General features: G+C 67.3%; 17 protein-coding genes and 1 pseudogene. 9 read left to right on the top strand and 9 right to left on the bottom strand.

What is annotated here, in order from left to right; translation table 11 throughout:
• From NF4_RS35665 to NF4_RS35655, 3 genes are all read right to left on the bottom strand, one after another.
• On the bottom strand, positions 1 to 3,948 hold a 3,948-nt coding region (locus NF4_RS35665), incomplete at its 3' end, for a non-ribosomal peptide synthetase (protein ID WP_157120786.1).
• Positions 3,949 to 4,299: 351 nt separating this feature from the next.
• The gene (cobM, locus tag NF4_RS35660; RefSeq protein ID WP_063131799.1) at positions 4,300 to 5,058 is read right to left on the bottom strand and encodes a precorrin-4 C(11)-methyltransferase; all 759 of its coding nucleotides are present in this window, start codon (positions 5,056 to 5,058) and stop codon (positions 4,300 to 4,302) included.
• A 188-nt stretch (positions 5,059 to 5,246) separates the two neighbouring features.
• Positions 5,247 to 5,675 (bottom strand): PPOX class F420-dependent oxidoreductase, encoded by a 429-nt coding sequence (locus tag NF4_RS35655; protein ID WP_063131798.1) that lies wholly within the window; start codon positions 5,673 to 5,675, stop codon positions 5,247 to 5,249.
• Between the two features lie 337 nt (positions 5,676 to 6,012).
• On the opposite strand from NF4_RS35655, the gene NF4_RS35650 reads away from it, so the two are divergent.
• From NF4_RS35650 to NF4_RS40365, 3 genes and pseudogenes are all read left to right on the top strand, one after another.
• Positions 6,013 to 6,360, top strand: coding sequence for a DoxX family protein (locus tag NF4_RS35650; protein WP_063131797.1), 348 nt, complete (start codon positions 6,013 to 6,015; stop codon positions 6,358 to 6,360).
• A gap of 206 nt (positions 6,361 to 6,566) precedes the next feature.
• Positions 6,567 to 6,905 (top strand): annotated as a pseudogene (locus tag NF4_RS40370) (MFS transporter); the annotation flags it as partial.
• 13 nt (positions 6,906 to 6,918) lie between these two features.
• Positions 6,919 to 7,167, top strand: coding sequence for a hypothetical protein (locus NF4_RS40365; protein ID WP_063131796.1), 249 nt, complete (start codon positions 6,919 to 6,921; stop codon positions 7,165 to 7,167).
• Positions 7,168 to 7,208: 41 nt separating this feature from the next.
• Here the strand turns inward: NF4_RS40365 and NF4_RS35640 are convergent, their stop codons facing one another.
• Both NF4_RS35640 and NF4_RS35635 read right to left on the bottom strand, forming a co-directional pair.
• Positions 7,209 to 7,997, bottom strand: a complete 789-nt coding sequence (locus tag NF4_RS35640; protein WP_063131802.1) for a MerR family transcriptional regulator — start codon at positions 7,995 to 7,997, stop codon at positions 7,209 to 7,211.
• 28 nt (positions 7,998 to 8,025) lie between these two features.
• Positions 8,026 to 8,829, bottom strand: a complete 804-nt coding sequence (locus NF4_RS35635; protein ID WP_063131795.1) for an alpha/beta fold hydrolase — start codon at positions 8,827 to 8,829, stop codon at positions 8,026 to 8,028.
• 182 nt (positions 8,830 to 9,011) lie between these two features.
• On the opposite strand from NF4_RS35635, the gene NF4_RS35630 reads away from it, so the two are divergent.
• A complete protein-coding gene (locus NF4_RS35630; protein WP_063131794.1) occupies positions 9,012 to 9,665 on the top strand; it encodes a Uma2 family endonuclease in 654 nt (217 codons plus the stop codon).
• Between the two features lie 50 nt (positions 9,666 to 9,715).
• Here the strand turns inward: NF4_RS35630 and NF4_RS35625 are convergent, their stop codons facing one another.
• Together NF4_RS35625 and NF4_RS35620 are read right to left on the bottom strand one after the other, a co-directional pair.
• The gene (locus tag NF4_RS35625) at positions 9,716 to 10,186 is read right to left on the bottom strand and encodes an SAM-dependent methyltransferase (protein WP_063131793.1); all 471 of its coding nucleotides are present in this window, start codon (positions 10,184 to 10,186) and stop codon (positions 9,716 to 9,718) included.
• 13 nt (positions 10,187 to 10,199) lie between these two features.
• On the bottom strand, positions 10,200 to 11,477 hold the full coding sequence (locus NF4_RS35620; RefSeq protein WP_063131792.1) for a helix-turn-helix domain-containing protein: 1,278 nt from the start codon (positions 11,475 to 11,477) through the stop codon (positions 10,200 to 10,202).
• A 266-nt stretch (positions 11,478 to 11,743) separates the two neighbouring features.
• On the opposite strand from NF4_RS35620, the gene NF4_RS35615 reads away from it, so the two are divergent.
• Positions 11,744 to 11,959 carry a hypothetical protein gene (locus NF4_RS35615; RefSeq protein ID WP_063131791.1) on the top strand — a complete coding sequence of 72 codons (216 nt, stop codon included), beginning with the start codon at positions 11,744 to 11,746 and terminating at the stop codon, positions 11,957 to 11,959.
• Entirely contained in the window at positions 11,956 to 12,951 is a 996-nt protein-coding gene (locus tag NF4_RS35610; RefSeq protein WP_063131790.1) for an SAM-dependent methyltransferase, read from the top strand. The genes NF4_RS35615 and NF4_RS35610 overlap by 4 nt, the downstream gene beginning before the upstream one ends.
• 12 nt (positions 12,952 to 12,963) lie before the next feature.
• Here NF4_RS35610 and NF4_RS35605 read toward each other — a convergent pair whose 3' ends face one another.
• Together NF4_RS35605 and NF4_RS35600 are read right to left on the bottom strand one after the other, a co-directional pair.
• Entirely contained in the window at positions 12,964 to 13,947 is a 984-nt protein-coding gene (locus NF4_RS35605) for an Rpn family recombination-promoting nuclease/putative transposase (protein ID WP_063131789.1), read from the bottom strand.
• A gap of 72 nt (positions 13,948 to 14,019) precedes the next feature.
• Positions 14,020 to 14,625 (bottom strand): SACE_7040 family transcriptional regulator, encoded by a 606-nt coding sequence (locus tag NF4_RS35600; RefSeq protein WP_063131801.1) that lies wholly within the window; start codon positions 14,623 to 14,625, stop codon positions 14,020 to 14,022.
• A 94-nt stretch (positions 14,626 to 14,719) separates the two neighbouring features.
• Here NF4_RS35600 and NF4_RS35595 point away from each other — a divergent pair, with 94 nt between their 5' ends.
• The 3 genes from NF4_RS35595 to NF4_RS35585 all read left to right on the top strand — a co-directional run.
• Complete coding sequence (locus NF4_RS35595) at positions 14,720 to 16,339, top strand: carboxyl transferase domain-containing protein (protein ID WP_063131788.1); 1,620 nt, start codon at positions 14,720 to 14,722, stop codon at positions 16,337 to 16,339.
• A 5-nt stretch (positions 16,340 to 16,344) separates the two neighbouring features.
• Entirely contained in the window at positions 16,345 to 18,429 is a 2,085-nt protein-coding gene (locus tag NF4_RS35590) for an acetyl/propionyl/methylcrotonyl-CoA carboxylase subunit alpha (RefSeq protein WP_063131800.1), read from the top strand.
• Between the two features lie 49 nt (positions 18,430 to 18,478).
• A partial coding sequence (locus tag NF4_RS35585; protein ID WP_063131787.1) for an acyl-CoA dehydrogenase family protein occupies positions 18,479 to 19,633 on the top strand: 1,155 nt, incomplete at its 3' end.

The following is a 19,633-nucleotide window of genomic DNA, read 5'->3' as shown; positions in this document are numbered from 1 at the left end:
CGTGACCTCGACCCGGCCACCGGCGAACGACTGCACCGCCGGCCGCGGGCGATCCGACGGCAGATCCAACTGATCGGGTATGCCGGCCAACGTCGACTGCCAGTATCCGACCTGCTGCGCCGCCAGCGATTTCGGATCGGCCTCATCACCCAGCAGTTCCCGCTGCCAGATGCTGTAATCCGCATACTGCACCGGCAACGGCGACCACCCCGGAACATCCCCGGCGGTACGCGCCGCATACGCCGTCATCAGATCCCGGAACAGCGGCCCCGCCGAGGCCCCGTCGGCCGCGATATGGTGCACCACCATCGCCAGCACGAATTCACCGGCGACACCGGGTACTTCGTCGGTATCGCCCGCGCCCCGCACACGCAGCAGCTCGACCCGCAACGGCACCTCGGCCGTCACATCGAACCCGGCCGACGCAAACTCCGTCACCGCCGCCACAACATCCGCAGCGGCGACCGACTGCACCTCCAGTCGCGGTGCCGCGTCCCCGGCCGGCAACACCACCTGGACCGGGCCGGACTCGGTTTCCGGATACACCGTCCGCAGCACCTCGTGCCGCGCCACGAGGTCCGACACCGCAGCCCGCAGCGCATCCACATTCAGCTCACCGGACAAGCGGATCGCGAGTGGAACATTGTATGCCGCCGAACCGCCGTCGAAGCGGTTCAGGAACCACATCCGCTGCTGCGCCGGCGACAGCGGCACCGCGCTCACGACCTCACCCGAGGCCGTGACCCGGGTCGGCCGCGGCTGCGGCACCAATTCCGCACGGCCGTCGGTTCCGGCCTGCTGCGCCAACCGCACCGCCAGACCGGCCACCGTGGAGGCTTCGAACAGCGCGCGCACCGGCACCTGCGTACCCAGCGCCTTACCCAGTCGCGCCGCGACCTGGGTCGCGCTCAGCGAGTTACCACCGAGGGTGAAGAAATCGGCCTCGGCGCCGACCCGCTCGACACCCAGAACCTCGGAGAAAACCCCGGCCACGAGCTCCTCGAGCGGGGTCGACGGCGCCCGGAATTCCTGCGCCTCGAACACCGGCTCCGGCAACGCCCGGCGGTCCAGCTTGCCCGAGGCGTTCAACGGGAACTCGTCCAGCACCATCAACACGGTCGGCACCATGTAGGCCGGCAACCGGTCGGTCAGATGGCGACGCAGTTCGTCGGTGTCGACGGCCGCCGACGGCGCGGCAATCACGTAACCCACCAGCCGGTCACCGGTCTGCGGATCCGACTTCGCGGTCACCACCGCACGCGCCACCGACCCGTGCTCGACCAACGCGGACTCGATCTCCCCCAGCTCGATACGCTGACCACGTACCTTCACCTGGAAATCCGACCGGCCCACATACACCAGTTCGCCGGTAGTGGTCCAGCGCACCACATCGCCGGTGCGATACATCCGCTCGCCGGTGCCGAAGGGGTTGGCCACGAACCGGTCCGCGCTCAGGTCCGCCCGGCCCGCGTACCCGCGCGCCAGCTGCGTACCCGACAGATACAGCTCACCGGTCACCCCCGCCGGGACCGGACGCAACCGCGAGTCCAGTACGTAGACCCGCGCGTTCCACACCGGTCCACCGATCGGCACCGCACCCACCACACCATCGGGAACGACAGCATGTGTGGCATGCACCGTGAACTCGGTGGGACCGTACAAGTTGTACAGCGCCACGTCACTGACCTGCCGCACCGCGGCCACCACATCACCGGTGAACGCCTCACCGGCCACGAACAGCAACCGCAACGACGACAGCGCACCCGGGTCGGCCGTGGCGCTCTCGGCGAACACCGACAGCATCGACGGCACGAACGACGTCGCCGTCACCCGCTGCTCGGCGATAACCGCACTCAGATAAGCCGGATCACGATGGCCGTCGGCTTCCGCCACGACCATCCGCGCACCCACGGTCAACGGCGCGAACAACTCCCACACCGACACATCGAAAGTCGCCGGGGTCTTGAACAGCACCACATCTTCGCCGGTGAACTCGTACTGACCGACGATCCACGCGATCTGGTTGCGCACCGCCGCATGCGAGACCACCACGCCCTTCGGACGCCCGGTCGAACCGGACGTGAAGATCACATAGGCGGCATTGCCCGGCCGCAGCGGCGCCCGCCGATCCGCGTCCGACAGCGGTGTATCCGCATACCCGGACAGATCGACCTCGTCGACCACGACGACCGGCCGTGGTGCGGCGTCGAACCCGTCTCCGCTGCGTGTCAGCACACAAACCGGTGCGGCGGTATCGAGCACATAGTCGATTCGCTCCGCCGGATGATCCAGATCCAGCGGCACATACGCACCACCCGCGGCGACGACCGCGTGGACGGCCACCACCAACTCGACCGACCGGCGCATCGCGATCGCCACCGGTATTTCCGGGCCCACCCCGGCCTCGATCAGATGGCGCGCCAGCCGATTGACCCGGCCGGTGAATTCGGCATAGGTGAGCGCCCGGCCCTCGGCGGCAACGGCGATCGCGTCGGGCGTACGCGCCGCCTGCTCGGCGAGCAGGGCCGGCAGGGTGACGCTCGGTACCGCCCGCGCCGAATCGTTCCACTCCACCAGCATTCGGGAGCGTTCGGCCGCGGGGGTGAGGTCCAGCTCCCACACCGGCGTATCGGTTCCGGCCGCGAGGAAGCGGTCGAAGAACTCCAGGAAACGCGTGTGGTGCCCGTCGGCCTCGGTGGTGGTGTACAGGTTTGGGTTGTACTCGAAGTCGAGATGCAACCGGGCGCCGCGCATCGACTGATAGAGGTTGACGCTGAGATCGGTGATTATGCCGGTGGTCAGCACCTGCAGGGTGCCGACCACCTCGCCGAGGACGATCTCGTCGTCGAACAGCATGATGTTGACCAGCGGGCCGAAGGACGTGGTGAGCGCGCCGGCGTCGCGGCGGATATCCTCGCTCCGATAGCGCTGATGGCGCAGGGCCCCGGCCACTTCCACCTGGACCTGCCGCAGCAACTCCGCGACCGTGGTGTCGTATCCGACGCGCAGCCGCAGTGGAACGATATTCGACAATGCGCCACCCGAGCGGCGCATGGCCGCCGTGACCCGCGCGGTGACCGGCAGACTCAACACCACTTCTCGGGTGCCGGTGCACTGTGCCAGATAAGCGGCGAACGCGGCCAGCAACTCCTGGGCCGAGGTGGAATCGCGCCGGGCCAGAGCTGCGTCCAGCGAGGTCTGCCGGTCATCGGTCAGCGCCGCCCGCCGCACTCCCTTACGGGCAGCCGGCGGAGCTGTCCGGCCGGTGAGGCCGTTGCCCGGCTCGAGTCCGGTGACGCGTTCGGCCCAGTACTCTTTGTCCGATTCGAATCGGGTGCTGCCGCGATAGGCGATTTCCTGCTCGTACAGCGTGCCCAGCGACACCGCCTTGGACGGCGTCGGCTCGGTCCCGTTGCGATAGGCCGTGTAGAGCTCGGCGACCCGGTTCACGTACGTCATCGCGCCCAAACCGTCGAACGCGATGTGGTGGACGCGCGAATACCAGTACCAATGATCGTCGCCCAGGTGCAGGGCGAAGCTGGCGGACACCCGATCCTCGGTCAGCTCCAGTGGACGGCTGTACTCGCCGTGCATCCACTCCTGAGCGGCCGCGGCCGGATCGTCGGCAGCACGCAGATCGACATAGCCGACCCCGTCGTAGTCGGCAATCGAATGGTCGACCCACTGCAGCGGCTCCCCGTCACGTTCGACGATGCGCAGGAAGGAGGAACCCACCTCATGGGAGGCGGCCAGGACGGCCCGGGTAAGGGTGTCGATATCGAGTTCACCGCGCAGCTCGACGTACTGTGCGATATTGATCGGAACCTGCGGGTCCAGATGCTGCGCATACCAGATGCCCAGCTGCGCGGGCGACAGGGGGAACAGGCTCCCGTCCGTGGCTGCTGCGCCACTGTCCGTACCGTTCCCACCGTTGTCCAGCCGGTCCAACCGTAACCTCGCTTCCGGAACGCACGCGTGCGCTTCCAGTCAACACCCGGAGCGCGACGTGTACCGCCGACAACGCGGCAACCGCGGTTCCAGGCCCACTTCTCGTTTTGCTCAGGCAGAAATGTCCATCGGAGTTATCCGTTTGTGAAGCCGGAGCCGTTACATCGGGTGCCCCGTACCACCCGGCACACCCGGTGCCCCATGCCACTGTGCCATCGCACCCGGGCGTCGACTCCTGACCACCGACCCAATCTACCGAAGCACAGCCGTGTCACCAACCGAGTTCGGCGAGGGTGCCACCGGTCAACGGGCGGTTTCCGGGGTCCCCTGGGCAGTTCGGCCGCCCCGGCCTCATCCGCCCAGGTGACTGCGGTCACGTACCGGGTCGTAAAGGTGCGATTGCGCACAGTCGATGCCGGTCTCCAGTGCCCGCCCGACCAGGATCACCGCCGCCCGGGACAGCCCCGCCGCCTCGACCCGATCCGCGATATCGGCCAATGTGCCGCGCAACACGATCTGGTCCGGTTGACTCGCGCGATAGACCACCGCGGCCGGGCAGTCCGGCCCGTAGTCCGCGACGAGTTCCAGCGCGAGCTGCCGGATACGGGTAATCGCCAGGTGCAGCACCAGCGTGGCCCGGGTGCGCGCGAATTGTGCCAGTGCCTCGGTCTCCGGCATCACGGTCGACCTGGCCTGCGTACGGGTGAGCACCACCGACTGCGCGACCTCGGGGACGGTCAGCTCGGTACCCAGCAGTGCCGCCGCGGCGGCGTACGCGGGCACACCCGGGGTGATATCCCACGCCACTCCGGCGGCATCGAGCCGGCGGGCCTGTTCGGTGAGAGCGGAGTAGAGAGACGGATCACCCGAGCACAATCGCGCGACCTCGCGACCCGCCGCTGTGGCGCGCACCATATGCGCCGTGATCTCGTCCAGGTCGAGCCGCTGGGTATCGATGAGTTCGGTGGCCGACGCGCAATGAGCGAGCACTTCGGGATCGAGATATGTGCCCGGGTACAGGCAGACCTGACACCGCCGCAGCAACTCCACCGCGCGCACCGTCAGCAGATCCGCGGCGCCGGGCCCGGCTCCGATGAAGTGCACCGTCATGTGTGGAGTGTAGGCACCGGCCGGTGCCTACCCTGCCCGGGCCCGCCCGGCGGATCTGATCGCGACCCACCTTCACCGGCTCGACGCGGCCGATCCGTCCCCGCGCCGCCCACCGGTTCTGCGCACCGTGGTCCCGGTGCGCAGCCGCCGGAACCCGCGTGAGCCGCGCCCGGTACGAACCGTCGCGGTCAGCTCCCCACGGCGTCGAAGAAAGCGATGACCTTGGTCGGCTGTACCCGGACCAGCAGTTCGCCGGGGACACCGTTGCGCCGCCCGAACTCGTCGGCACGGGCCGTACCCATATAGCGCCCGCCGAGCGCGGTCGCCGAGCGCAGCAGCTCGGCCGGATCCTCGGACAGCGCCACCGTGCCCTGGATCTGCACCGCCGCATAGGGCGGCTCCTCGAGGTCCACCACCATCGCGATCCGGGGGTCGCGCTGCAGCGCTTTCCCCTTGGCGGTCTCCTTACCGGTGGTGAAAATGATCTCGTCGCCGTCGAGCAGGAACCACACCGGCGTCACCAGCGGACGCCCGTCGCTCGCGGTGAATGCGACTTTGGCTGTCCGGGTTCCGTAACTGAGGAATTCACGCACGTTGGGGTCGGAAAGTGAGGCCATACGGATAAGCCTAGGGCGGCCGGGTCCATTTACACCGCCTACGGCCCCGCGGGTCGGGCGCCGGCCGGCCCCAGGTCTTCGCGCCTCCACATTCCCACTCGGCCGGTACCGGCCCCGGGACGGTGCTCGACCACGGATGCCGCCCGTCCGGAACGGACAGAGGTGTGTACCTCGGCCGGCCCGGGTGGCCCCGCGGCACCGTCAGGGCCCGAGGCCGCCGATCTCCGGATGGGGGGCCGCCGCGGGGCAGGCCGCCGATGTCACACCTGGAGGTCCCGCGTCGTCGATGCAGTGTTCGCCGGGGGTGCGCCGGTCATAGAGAAGGAAAAGATTCGCCATGGACGTCGCCTACTACATCGTCACGGTCCTGACCGCCCTGTGGGTCGGGTTCTCGGGTTACTCGCTGTTCGCGAAGAAGCAGTTCGTGGTCGAATCGCTCGAACAGTACGGTGTGCCGCGGGCGTGGTGGAACTGGCTGGCGCTGGCCAAGAGCGCCGGGGCGCTGGGATTGCTCGCCGGTTTCGCCGTACCCGTGCTCGGCGTGGCCGCGGCCGTCGGCCTGATCGTCTACTTCCTCGGCGCGACCGCGACCGCGCTGCGGGCACGCTCGTACAAGACCGCGGTGTTCCCGCTGCTCTACCTGGCTCCGGTGGTCGCCACGCTCGTCCTGCAACTGGCCCGGTGAGGCGACCCGCCGCGACCGCACCCGCCGCGCGACCTGGCGGCGGGTGCGGGACCACACGGTTCGGCCCGCGGCCGGTCTCGTCCGGCACCACCGCCGGGTCGGGCACCCCACGAATCGACCCCGCGAAACCGCCGATACCGTGACCGTCGCCGGGTAATACTCCGTGTGGCCCCGTCGCCGGGGCCGGAGCGTGTGAGGAGTCGGCGATGAGTGTGGTGGACAGGTCCGGGAAAGCCGACGGGGCCTCGCCACCGGATCGGTCCGGGTTGCGCCGGGTGGTCGCCGCCTCGATGGCGGGGACCGTGGTCGAGTGGTATGAGTTCTTTCTCTACGGCACCGCCGCGACCCTGGTGTTCAGCAAGATCTTCTTCCCGGAGTCCGACAGCGAACTCGACGCGATCCTCAAAGCCTTCCTGACCTATGCCGTGGGTTTCGCGGCCCGCCCGCTCGGCGGGATCGTGTTCGGCCATTTCGGCGACCGCTACGGGCGCAAACGCCTGCTGCAGTTCAGCCTGATCCTGGTGGGTGCGGCGACCTTCCTGATGGTTCCCGACCCGGATGCGGTACTCCGGGGTGTCACTGGGCTACCAGGTGACCTCGATCGTCGCCGGTTCGCTGGCCCCGGTGATCGCCGTGAAACTGCTCGAGGTCTTCGATTCGGCGGTACCGATCGCGCTGTATCTCGCGGGCGCGGCCGCGGTGACCGCCGTCGCGGTGCTGGTCGCCCGGGAGACCAAGGGCTTCGATCTGGCCGATATCGATCGGGCCGACGCCGCCCGCGACAGCGCGGCGAACGTCCGGCACTGAAACACGGCCACAAGAAGCCGCTGTCGGGCTATCGGCACAGATCAGGACCTACCGACGTCCCGTGTCGGGCCCATGTGCCGAAGCTCGGTCCAGCCGGTCCACCCGCGCTGCCGCAGTAGTTCGGTCAGGCGACGGGCCGGCGGCCAGGTCTCGAACGCCAGCGTGTCCAGCAGCTCGACCAGAGGTGGCTCGATATCGGATGTGTTGAGATAGTGTTCGCCCCGCGTGTCTGCCAGTCGCGTGATGTAGGAGGCCATCTTGTCGGCCAATTCGGCAAGGCTGCGGTCATCGGGCCGATCCAGCGCCTCGCCCAGCGTGAGATAGAAATCGATGAGTTGAGGGTCGGCCAGCTGTTCCCACTTCCGGGCGATCCATTCCGAAACCTGTTCCGGCGAACGCGCGACCAGCGGGATCCAGCCTTCACGTTCGACCTGGACGATCCGCTCGTCGACTCCGAGCGCCCGCAATCGATCGAGAAACTCGACCAACCGCGAAGGCAACACCAGATTGTCCCCGGCAGCGAGGCAGGCGATCCGGCCGCGCAGCCGCTGCCGCTGCCGGATCTCTGCCTGCAACTGCTCGTCGATCTCTGCGACCGCCGCCGCGAACTCCGTCGCGTCGGCCTGCAGGAGCTCCCGCACGCGCGCCAGCGGAACCCCGGCCTCGGCGAGCGTACGGATCCTGATCAGCTCGACCACAGCGGCGGCGTCGTATCTCCGGTAACCGGAGTGGTCCCGCTCCGGCTCCGGCAGCAGTCCTTTCGCGTGGTAGTGCCGCACCGCACGGACCGTCACCCCGGCGTACGAGGCCACTTCGCCGATGGTGAGCATCGAACCAGTCTCCTCCACCCGCGTCCGGTTACGAATTCGGCCGACCGGTGGCGCCCCGGACGAGCTGGGCGATCTCCTGGGCCCGGGTGACGACCAGCCCGTGACCGGCATCGAGCCACGACACGTAAATGTGCGGCCGGTCGTGAACCAACCGCTCGATACCGGCCCGCCAGTTCTGATTGCGCCACGGCGCGCGCCCTTCGCCGCTGTCGCCGGCCATCGAAGTCGACATGATCATGCTGATCGGAGCGTCGATCTTCCGATACCGGTCGAGGATCGCAGACCGGACCACATCCACCTCGAGATTCAGGTCGAGCGTCTCCTCGGCGGTGAGCATCACCTGACGCGGGGTGCCTTCCAGGCTCTGCGTCCATATCGCGAGACTGTCGAACATCGCACGGAATTCCGGCAGGTCGGCCTCGGTGACGAAGGGTTCGGGCACCGGATTCGCGCCGTCGACGAGAACCAGCCCGGCAGCGGCGCCGGGATGCTCGCAGACATAGTGCACGACCAGATCCGCGCCCAGCGAGTGGCCCACGAGGACGGGCCGCGCGGGCAGTCCGAGGCGACCCACCTCCGCCATCACAGCGCGGAAATCGTCCAGGAACGTCTCGAACGAGTACCGGTCGGCAGCCGAGGAGAGACCGTGGCCCCGCAGATCGAAGGTCACCACGTCGTGATCGCGCCGCAGCAGCTCGGTCAGCTCGTGCAGATCGGCCTGTGTCGTGAGAAGCCCGGGGCACAGGACCAGCGGTCGTCCCCGTCCGCCGCGAGACATCGCGATGGTGGCATCGCCGTGACGGACCGTGAAGTGATCGACTTTCGCAGACATGCCGCCATGGTGAAAGGTTCACCCTGCGTCAGGGTCAACCGCCGCAGCACCGATCAAGCCCTGCGTTCCGGCGACCCCTGACACATTGCGGTCATGACCGGCGCCGGGACCTCACGGGCTGTGTCGAGCCTCGGTCTCGGCAAACTCGCAGGCCAAAGGCCTGCTTGGGCTACCATTGCACCATGTCGCGGCCGGATGTACAGCGCCCCGAACTCCCGGAGTACATGACCTGGGAGGAGCTCGAAACCCTACCCGAGGAGATCGCCGAACGCATCGAACTCTGGAACGGGCGAGTGGTGTGGTTGCGACGCGGCCCCCATGAACACCAGGAGTTCACCAACCTGCTTTGGAGTGGACTGCGGCGATGTGCACGTACGGCGATGTCGGCCGACCCCGAGCAATGCTGGCGGGTGAGCACCGAGACCAATGTGTTCTTCGGTCGGGCCGGGATGTCCGATTTCGTCACCCCGGACTTCATGGTCTATCGGTGCATGAGCGAACCGTACCGGTATGTGCGCTCTGATCGGGTCGTGCTGGTGGGCGAAGTGTTGTCCCCGTCGAACTCGGATGCCGACATGGAACTGAAGAAGGCCCGCTACGCCAAAGCCGGGATTCCTTGGTACTGGGAGGTGACCCTGGCGACCCAGCGCAGCGAGATCGCTCATATCCACGCGTACACGCTCGTAACCGACGTGCGTCCTCCCGAACCCGGCATCACCGTGCTGCATCGTGCCAACTACATCTTGGCGGGCGCTTGGTCACCGACCGATACGGGGTCGATTACGATCAACCACCCGTTCCCGATCACTATCCCCTGGTCCGACATGGACTTCTGACCGGCCCGGGGCCCTGCTCCCAACTCTGCCGGCGCACTGGCCGGTGCCGCCTAGAAGTAGTCTTTCAGCATTTCGGTGGACCACGGCGCCTGGTGGACCTCCCCGCGTGGGCCGAACTCCGCGAACCACGGTTTGATGTCCAATACCGGTGTGCCGTCCACGGCATCCAACTCGGCGACGTGGAGGTCCAGCCCGTCCACCCCTAACAAACGAGTGCGGGATACTCCGAGCCAGTTGAGTCGGCGCATGTTCCTGTGGCCGAAGATGCCGACTTTCGGCCACTCGGGGTTGTCGCGTGCGCTGCGGGCGCCGAAATGCAGATCTGCCGGATCGGTGAGGTGGAAACGGAAGACGATCTCGAGATGGCTGAAATCCTCCAAACCTTGTACCGACTCCTCGGCGAATCGGCTGTCATCTATGCGAATTATTGCTTCTGCGCCACCCCAGTGGTCATCCGTGGGCTCCCGACGACCACCGACTACATGCGCGACCGGAACGACTTCGAACGCTTCGTCTGTCATTTGGCTCTCTTACTCATTTACCGCTTACGGCCAGATAATCGGCAGCTCGCTCGTCGATATCTCTCACGCCTGCGATGGCTTGGTCAACATAGGGCGCCACAGTTGCGCGGATATCGCGGGCGACGTTGCGTGTGCGCCCTGACTGCACTCCATTCATCGCGGTCAGAGCAGACCCCCATGTGGTGCAGGCCCGCTCGAGTTCTCCGGCACGGGCTTGCACTGTTCCGAGGTATCCGAGGGTTACTGCGTGAGTCCGGGTGAATGCTGTGGCCCTGCGCTTGCGAACACTGATATGGAACTGTTCAGCAGCGCCCGCCAAATCCCCGGAATCACGCAATGCACAGGCAGTTTCGTGTGCAAGACTCGCTTCCGAAAAGAAGAACACCCGAGCAGGCTCGGTATCCGAGTTGGACGCGGCCGCGAGGTGGTCTTCGGCCTCTAGTAGCGCCTTGGCCGAGTCGGCACCCAGGCCGGCCGCGCTCAATGCCTTGGCGTGTACCACCTTCAGCAGGGCTTTTTCACGCGGGCAGGCCGATCGGTAACGGTTTCCGCACACAGACGCCTCGGCGAGTCGCAGACCTTGCAAATAATGTCCGAGATCTACGGCCTGATGGGCCATCGCACGGAGGATATGCCCTACCAGAGGTTGATCATCGGCTTCTGCCGCAAGCTTGGTCGCCGCTGTGAAGTAGCGTTGCGCTGCGGAATGCTCGCCGTCGTCGAATGCCATCCATCCGGCGAGATATGCCAATTCCCCTGCCGCTGAGAACATATCGCGACGTACGATTTCGCTGGAATACGAGCCTTTGAGGTAGCCGGTTACCTCGTCGGTCAAGTATTGAACAACCGCTTTCCGTCCATGCCCTCCGCCGAGGCGCTGATCCATCTGCGAGAACAAATGCATGACGTCTCTTACTGCGGCCACATCTGCCTCACCGACATGGCGTGTACCGGACTTCTCGACCGTCGAAACCGCCGCGGCCGGGTCAAGCCACCCAGGCGACAGAACCGATGCACTCAGCGCCGCGGAGTATCCGACACGTAGAAATGAGCGACGTTCCACGTCAGCCTTCCCAAGAGTGAGCAAAGTAGCTACCGGGTCCTGTATGCCACCGAAACGCTTTTCGTACCACGCTATGACATCAGAGGTCGGGGTCCGCTCCCCGGTCTCGTAGTAGGCGAGCACGGATTTGCTGTAGTGGATCTGGTCGGCGAGGGCAGCCAGGGATACACCGGCGGCTTCACGGGCCGCCCGGAGCTGCGCACCGACGATCGCGGCGGGACTGTCCATGTCGTCGAATGTAACGGCTTTGTGGACGCGATGTGGACGCGAATCCCATTCACGCAGGACACACCCGGTGGTTCTCTGAGATCGCGAGATGTCAAGAGCCCAAGGGGAGGTCTACGACGATGAGGAAGACAACGTATGGCGCTGTGGCGCAACCACTTCACAATGCGCCACGACTGCACGCTCCACGAGTTACGGATCGCGAGAGCCGACAACGGGCCGTGGAACCACTACCGATCCGGAGACCGAATGAGGCGGTTCGGGCTCTTGTGAGCAACGAGGCGATGTCGTCGGCGCTGGGATGGTGGTTGGAAAGCACCGAGTATCGCGCGCTGCTCGAACGGACACGAGATGGTTTGCTCGCGCTCAATACGCACATCGATGCGCACTCCGAGCCGACTCCTGAGGACGGTGAACGCCTGCAACGTGAGGTGGACGGTGTGATCGCGCGGTGGAAGGCCCGGCATCCGGAGATGCGAAGATGACCGAGGTCGTGCCGCCGCTCGGCTTGCAGAAGATTATGGGTGTTGCCGCGATCAGCCCGAGCATCTCGCGGGTAGGCAACAGGGTGCTCGGCGGGAAGGACAATTACCTGGCCGACCAGGACCTCGTCATAGAGCTCGAGAAGTCGGCGCCGGGCCAGTATGCCGCGGCCTGGGCGAGCCGGGAATTCCAGCAGCGCGTGCTGCGGTATCTCGCCGGCACTGTCGGGGTGCGGCAATTTCTCGATCTCGGGGCCGGCCTGCCGGTTCCGGAGGCTCGCCGGGTGAACACGCACCAGATCGTGAACTTCGCGCGCGGCATCCCCGAGGCAGACCGGCCGATCGTCGTCTACGTCGACAACGACCCGATCTGTGTCGCGCACGGACGTGCCCTGCTCGCGACGAACGAACAGTCCCACTATCTTCTCGGCGATCTGACCGACCCGAACCTGCTGCACGACCCGGCCGTCAGTACATACCTCGACCTGGAGTGTCCGGTCGGTGTGCTGTTGTGCGGGGTCATGCATCATGTCGACGAAAATCTCGACCCTGCCGGGATCGTGCACGGCTGGATCGAGGTGCTGCCACCCGGCTCGTTCCTGGTGCTCACCCACCTTTTCGACCCTGGACCCAACAACTGCCTCCACGAATACGCGGTGTCGTGCCAGGCACGGTATCTGGAAGCGCTCGGGTCCGGCTGGTTCCGCACCCGCGAACAGATCGCCGGATTCTTCGACAGCCTGCGGATGGTCACGCCCGGATTGGTCCGGCCGGGCGACTGGTGGCCGGGTGGTCCATCGTTGCGACCCGGATCCGTGGCCGAGCGATTGTTGCTTGCAGGTGTCGGCTGGAAGCCACGGGATCCAGCGGACGTGACCAGAGGACCGAATCGGCTCGCGTACAACCTCGCGCATCCGTGCTGTTGCGCGGGGTCGCATCGTCTGCTCACCGGTAAGGCGAGCAGTCGATCAGCTCGTATAGATCGGCCCGCGTAGCGATACTCGGGTTCAGGCGAACAGTTCGTCGAGGGTGGTGGCGGTCAGCACTCGAGCCGTCCAGATGCGAACCCGGGCGGGATCGGCCGAGCGGATACGGTCGGCCACCGCGTCGGGCACCGGCCCGAACTTCGCAGTCAGCAACTCGAGCAGCGCCTCCACACGACCACGTGCCTCACCGCGCGCCTCGCCACGTGCTTCGATGGTTTCTGCTGTGGTCACGATCGCCTCCTTCGCTCGCGGGCCGAGCCGTTCGAAGACCGCCGCAAGATCGGCCTCGGCGGTCTCACCGACGGTCATGATGTAGGTCAGGACGGTCAGATAGTCGCCGAGCGAATCCGGGCCGGTATCGAGGGCGCGGAGGTCTTCGAGCCAGTTCAGCATATCGTGTCCCAGCCGCCCGTTTCTCGGTGCGATGCGCTGCAGGACCAGGAGGACCCTGGCCGCAGGAGTGAGATCACGTTCACGTAGGGCGGCGAGGTCCAGGACGGCGATATCGTCTAGCAGGAATTTCAGCCGGGGCAGGTGGGGACCGAGGGCTTCGCGGGCGGCGGAGTCGAGATCGAGCAGGTCGGCGAGTTCGGTGGGGTGCGCCGGCGACCAGCGGGTCCCGTCGGCGGCGTTGTGCACGACCAACGGGATGATCGCGGGCAGTGTTTTGGATTTATCGTTGTCGATGAGGTGCTGGCGCCAGATGGCAACCATGTATTCGAGCATGCGGAAGGCCATGAACCGGTCGCTGCTGGATTGGTGTTCCATCAGCAGATACACATAGGCGGGATGCCCGTCGAGGCGGGTGCAGAACAGCAGGTCGCTGAACCGGTTGCGGAGATCGGAGTGCACGAAGCTGCCCGGCTTCAACTGTAGAGCGGTCCAGTCCAGGCGGGTGCTGATCGACTCCGGTAGCGCGGCGCGTAGCTCAGAGGCGGCGTTGGCGGGGCGAGACATCACTTTGCGGAAATACGCGTCGTGCGGATTGGACCGCTGCTCGGTCATGCAGCGACTCTATGACCAGTGGTCAGCAGTCAGCCAGTCGGACGAATCGCCCCAACCTTCCGCACCGCTGGCTCAGCCCGGTAAGGGACCGGTGAGCGCGGCGAGGGCCATCGAGCGCAGCACGGCGCGGCTGAAGTCCCGGGCCGGGGCGGCGCTGTGCGGGGTGGAGTTGAGCAGCCCGAACACCGCGTGGGCCTGTACCCGGGCGGTCTCCTCGGTGAGGCCGGGCGTCATCTCGCACAGCACCTTCACCCACACCTCCACATAGCGGCGTTGGGTGCGCCGGATCTCGCGGCGGGCGGGTAGTGGCACATTGTCGAGGTCGCGGTCCTGGATGCGGATGAGTTCCGGTTCACCGAGCGCGAAGTCGAGATGGAATTCCACCAGCCCGGCCAGCGCCTGCCGGGCGCCTTCCGCGTCGGCGGCGACGGCGCTGCCGCCGTCCAGCAACCGGCGGCTGATTCCCACCAGCAATTCGACCAGCAGCGCCTCCTTGTTGGGGAAATGCCGGTACACCGCGGGACCGCTGATCCCGACCGCGGCGCCGAGATCATCCAGGCGCATACCGAGGTATCCGCGTTCGGCGATCAGCCGCGCCCCGGCGGCGAGCAACTGGCCACGCCGCTGCTGTTTCAGCAGTTCGCGCCGGGTCGGGGTGGCAGAATCGGCACTGGTCACCCGCACTCCTTTCACCAGCCCTGGACAACTCGGTTAGTCAAGATTAACCTGAAATCCAGTTATCAGCGATTAACTCAGACGTCAGGATGACGCGATGACCCGCACCGCGAGCCCAGCGCCCGCCACCAGGTCCGACTCCGCCAACCGGACCGCGAATCTCGCCCTGGCCGATCAATTGCGCCAACGTCTGGCCGAGACTGCCCGGGGCGGTCCGGAGAAGGCACGGCAGCGCCATATCGCCCGCGGCAAACTCCTGCCCCGCGACCGGGTGGACCAGCTGCTGGATCCGGGTAGCCCCTTCCTGGAGCTGTCCCCGCTGGCCGCCGACGGTATGTACGGTGGCGCCTCCCCCGGCGCCGGCATCATCACCGGGATCGGGCGGGTCTCCGGCCGGGAATGCGTGATCGTCGCCAACGACGCCACGGTCAAGGGCGGCACCTATTACCCGGTCACCGTGAAGAAACATCTGCGCGCCCAGGAAGTGGCGCTGCACAACAATCTGCCGTGCCTGTACCTGGTGGACTCCGGGGGCGCCTACCTGCCCGAACAGGACGAAGTGTTCCCCGACCGCGAACATTTCGGCCGCATCTTCTACAACCAGGCCACCATGAGCGCCCGGGGTATCGCCCAGATCGCCGCGGTCCTGGGGTCGTGCACCGCGGGCGGAGCCTACGTCCCGGCCATGAGCGACGAAGCGGTGATCGTGCGCGATCAGGGCACCATCTTCCTGGGCGGCCCGCCGCTGGTGAAGGCGGCCACCGGTGAAGTGGTGACCGCGGAGGAGCTGGGCGGCGGCGCCCTGCATTCCCGCACCTCCGGCGTCACCGACCACCTGGCCGACGACGATCGCGATGCCCTGCGCACGGTCCGCCGGATCGTGGCGACCCTGGGGCCGCGTCCGGAACCGGCCTGGGAGGTGCGGCCCGGCCGCGAACCCGCCGCCCCCGCCGACGAGCTCTACGACATCGTGCCCGCGGATCTGCGCACCCCCTACGACGTGCGCGAGGTGATCGCCCGCATCGTCGACGCGGACGATACCGGCGCCGCCGGGTTCCACGAGTTCAAGGCGGAGTACGGCACCACGCTGGTCACCGGTTTCGCCCGTATCCACGGGCATCCGGTGGGCATCGTGGCCAACAACGGCGTGCTGTTCAGCGAATCCGCCATGAAGGGCGCGCATTTCATCGAGCTGTGCGACAAACGCGAGATCCCGCTGCTGTTCCTGCAGAACATCACCGGTTTCATGGTCGGCCGCGACTACGAGGCCGGCGGTATCGCCAAACACGGCGCGAAGATGGTGACCGCCGTGGCGTGCGCGCGGGTCCCCAAACTGACCGTCGTGATCGGCGGCTCCTACGGCGCCGGGAACTATTCGATGTGCGGGCGCGCCTATTCGCCCCGTTTCCTGTGGATGTGGCCCAACGCCCGGATCTCGGTGATGGGCGGTGAACAGGCGGCGTCGGTACTGGCCACGGTGCGCGGTGACCAGCTCGACGGTGACGGGCAGCCGTGGAGCGAAGCCGACCAGGAGGCGTTCAAGGAGCCGATCCGGCGGCAGTACGAAGAACAGGGCAATCCGTATTATTCGACGGCCCGGCTCTGGGACGACGGCGTCATCGACCCCACCGACACCCGCACCGTGCTCGGGCTGGCGCTCTCGGTGTGCGCGCAGGCGCCGCTGGAACCGGTCTCCTACGGCGTCTTCCGGATGTGATCACCATGCTGAACTCGAACCATCCCCTGCCCTTCGACACGGTACTGGTGGCCAACCGCGGTGAGATCGCGGTGCGGGTCATCCGGACGCTGCGGGCCATGGGCCTGCGCTCGGTCGCGGTGTACAGCGACGCCGACGCCCGTGCCGCGCATGTCCGTGCCGCGGATATCGCGGTACGGCTGGGTCCGGCCGCGGCCCGGGACAGCTACCTGAACATCGACCGCATCGTCGACGCCGCCCGCCGCACCGGGGCCGGCGCGGTCCATCCCGGTTACGGATTCCTTTCCGAGAACGCCGCTTTCGCGGCCGCGTTGCACGCTGCCGGAATCGTCTTCCTGGGCCCGCCCGCCGCGGCGATCGAGATCATGGGCGACAAGATCACCGCGAAGACCACGGTCGCCGCGTCCGGTGTCCCCGTGGTCCCCGGGATCGCCGAACCCGGCCTGACCGACGAGCAGCTGGTCGCGGCGGCCGCCGATATCGGTTTCCCGGTGCTGGTCAAACCGTCCGCGGGGGGCGGCGGCAAGGGTATGCGCCGCGTCGACGAGCCCGCGGCGCTACCCGCCGCGCTGGTCAGCGCCCGGCGTGAGGCGGCCGCGGCCTTCGGCGACGACACCCTGTTCCTGGAACGGTTCGTCACCCGGCCCCGCCATATCGAGGTGCAGATCCTGGCCGACACCCACGGCACCGTGCTGCATCTCGGCGAACGCGAGTGCAGCCTGCAACGCCGGCACCAGAAGGTGATCGAGGAAGCGCCCTCACCCCTGCTCGATCCCGCCACCCGCGCCCGGATCGGCGCCGCCGCCTGCGCCACCGCGCGCAGCGTCGACTACGTGGGCGCGGGCACGGTCGAGTTCATCGTCTCCGCCGACCGGCCCGACGAATTCTTCTTCATGGAGATGAACACCCGCCTGCAGGTGGAGCATCCGGTCACCGAGATGATCACCGGTTTCGACCTGGTGGAATGCCAGGTTCGAATCGCGGCGGGGCAGCGGATCCGGCTGGCACAGGACGATATCCGGCTGCACGGCCATGCCGTCGAGGCCCGGGTGTACGCCGAGGACCCCGCCCGCGATTTCCTGCCCACCGGCGGCACCGTGCTGGATCTGGTGGAACCCGGTGGCCCGGAGGTCCGGGTCGATTCCGGGCTCGCGGTCGGCACGGTCGTGGGCAGCGATTACGACCCGATGCTCGCCAAGGTCGTCGCGCACGGCCCCGACCGGGACTCGGCGCTGGCCACCCTGGACCGGGCGCTCGCCGAGACGGTGCTGCTCGGGGTCCGGTCGAATATCGACTTCCTGCGGTTTCTGCTGGCCGACCCGGATGTGGCGGCCGGCCGGCTGGACACCGCGCTGCTGGACCGGCGGGCCGGTGACTTCCACGCGCCACCGGTCACCGACGATATCTTCGCGGCCGCGGCCGTGTACCGGTGGCTGCGCCGCTGGCCGACCGGCCCGGCGGACCCGTGGGATCGTCCGAACGGCTGGCGGCTCGGCGCACAGGCACCGATCCGGATCCGGCTGGCGGGCGGAGATCGGGTGGTGCACGTCGACCTCACCGGCACCCCGGAGGCCGCCGAGGTGCGGATCGAAGACGGCGCGCCCGCGCAGGCCGTCGCCGCGCTCGGTCGAGACGATGCCGCCGCCGGACTGCCCACCGGAACCGTGGTCCACACGGTGACCCTCACGCTCGACGGGATACGCCGCGACTATCGGGTGGCGGAATCCGCGGACGCGATCTGGATCGCCGGCGCGTCCGGACCGGCCCTGCTGCGGGAACTGGCCGAGGAATCGGTGCGCGCGGGTGACGCCGCCGCGCACGACGCCGAGATCCGCAGCCCCATGCCGGGCACGGTGCTCACCGTCACGGCGGAAACCGGGAAGCCGGTGGCGGCCGGCGACCCGATTCTGGTGGTCGAGGCCATGAAGATGGAGCATTCGCTGACCGCGCCGCTGGCCGGCACCGTCGAGATACTCGTCGCGGCGGGCGCGCCGGTGCGCTTGGACGAAGTGCTCGCGCGGGTGCATCCGGAACCCGCGCCCGAGGCCGGCGAACCAGCCGATACCGCAGCCGAACCCGCCGCGAGTTGATCCGGCCCGGGTCCCGGCGAATCCACACCGAGAACGAAGAGAGGCACAGGTGACCGATTTCCTGTCCACCGGCACGCTGCCCGAGCACTACCGCGACCTGGCACTGACCGTCCGGGATTTCGCGAACCAGGTGGTCGCCCCCGTGGCGGCGAAACACGACGCCGAGCACAGTTTCCCGTACGAAGTCGTCGCCGGGATGGCGAAGATGGGCCTGTTCGGATTGCCGTTCCCGGAGGAATACGGCGGGATGGGCGGCGACTATTTCGCCCTCTGCCTGGCTCTCGAGGAACTCGGCAAGATCGACCAGAGCGTCGCCATCACCCTCGAGGCCGGAGTCTCGCTCGGCGCCACGCCGATCTATCGCTTCGGCGACGAGAAACAGAAACAGGAGTGGCTGCCACGCTTGGCGAGCGGGCAGGCGCTCGGCGCGTTCGGGCTCACCGAGCCGGGCGCGGGCAGCGACGCCGGCGGCACCCGCACCACCGCGGTCGAAGACGGTGACAGCTGGGTGATCAACGGCAGCAAACAGTTCATCACCAACTCCGGCACCGATATCACCGCCCTGGTGACGGTGACGGCGGTGACCGGGCAGACCGGGGGCAAGAAGGAGATCTCCACCATCCTGGTCCCGGCGGACACTCCCGGGTTCACCGCCGAACCCGCCTACAACAAGGTCGGCTGGAACGCCTCGGACACCCATCCGCTCACCTTCGACGAGGTCCGGGTACCCAAGGAGAACCTGCTCGGCGAACGCGGTCGCGGCTACGCCAACTTCCTGCGCATCCTCGACGAGGGCCGGATCGCCATCGCCGCACTGTCGGTCGGGGCGGCCCAGGGTTGTGTGGACGAATGTGTGCGCTACGCCGGCGAGCGCGAAGCGTTCGGGAAGACGATCGGGAGCAACCAGGCGATCGCATTCAAGATCGCCCGGATGGAGGCGCGCGCGCATACCGCCCGCACCGCCTACTACGACGCCGCAGCGCTCATGCTGGCCGGGAAACCCTTCAAGAAGCAGGCCTCCATCGCCAAATTGGTGGCCGGCGAGGCCGCCATGGACAACGCGCGCGACGCCACCCAGATCTTCGGCGGCTACGGGTTCATGAACGAATACCCGGTGGCCCGGCACTACCGGGACAGCAAGATCCTCGAAATCGGCGAAGGCACCACGGAAGTACAACTCATGCTGATCGGACGGGAGCTCGGC

It is taken from the genome of Nocardia fusca NBRC 14340, from assembly GCF_001618425.1.
GTDB classification, from domain to species: Bacteria; Actinomycetota; Actinomycetes; order Mycobacteriales; family Mycobacteriaceae; genus Nocardia; species Nocardia fusca.
This window is presented reverse-complemented; position numbering and strand designations above follow the sequence as displayed.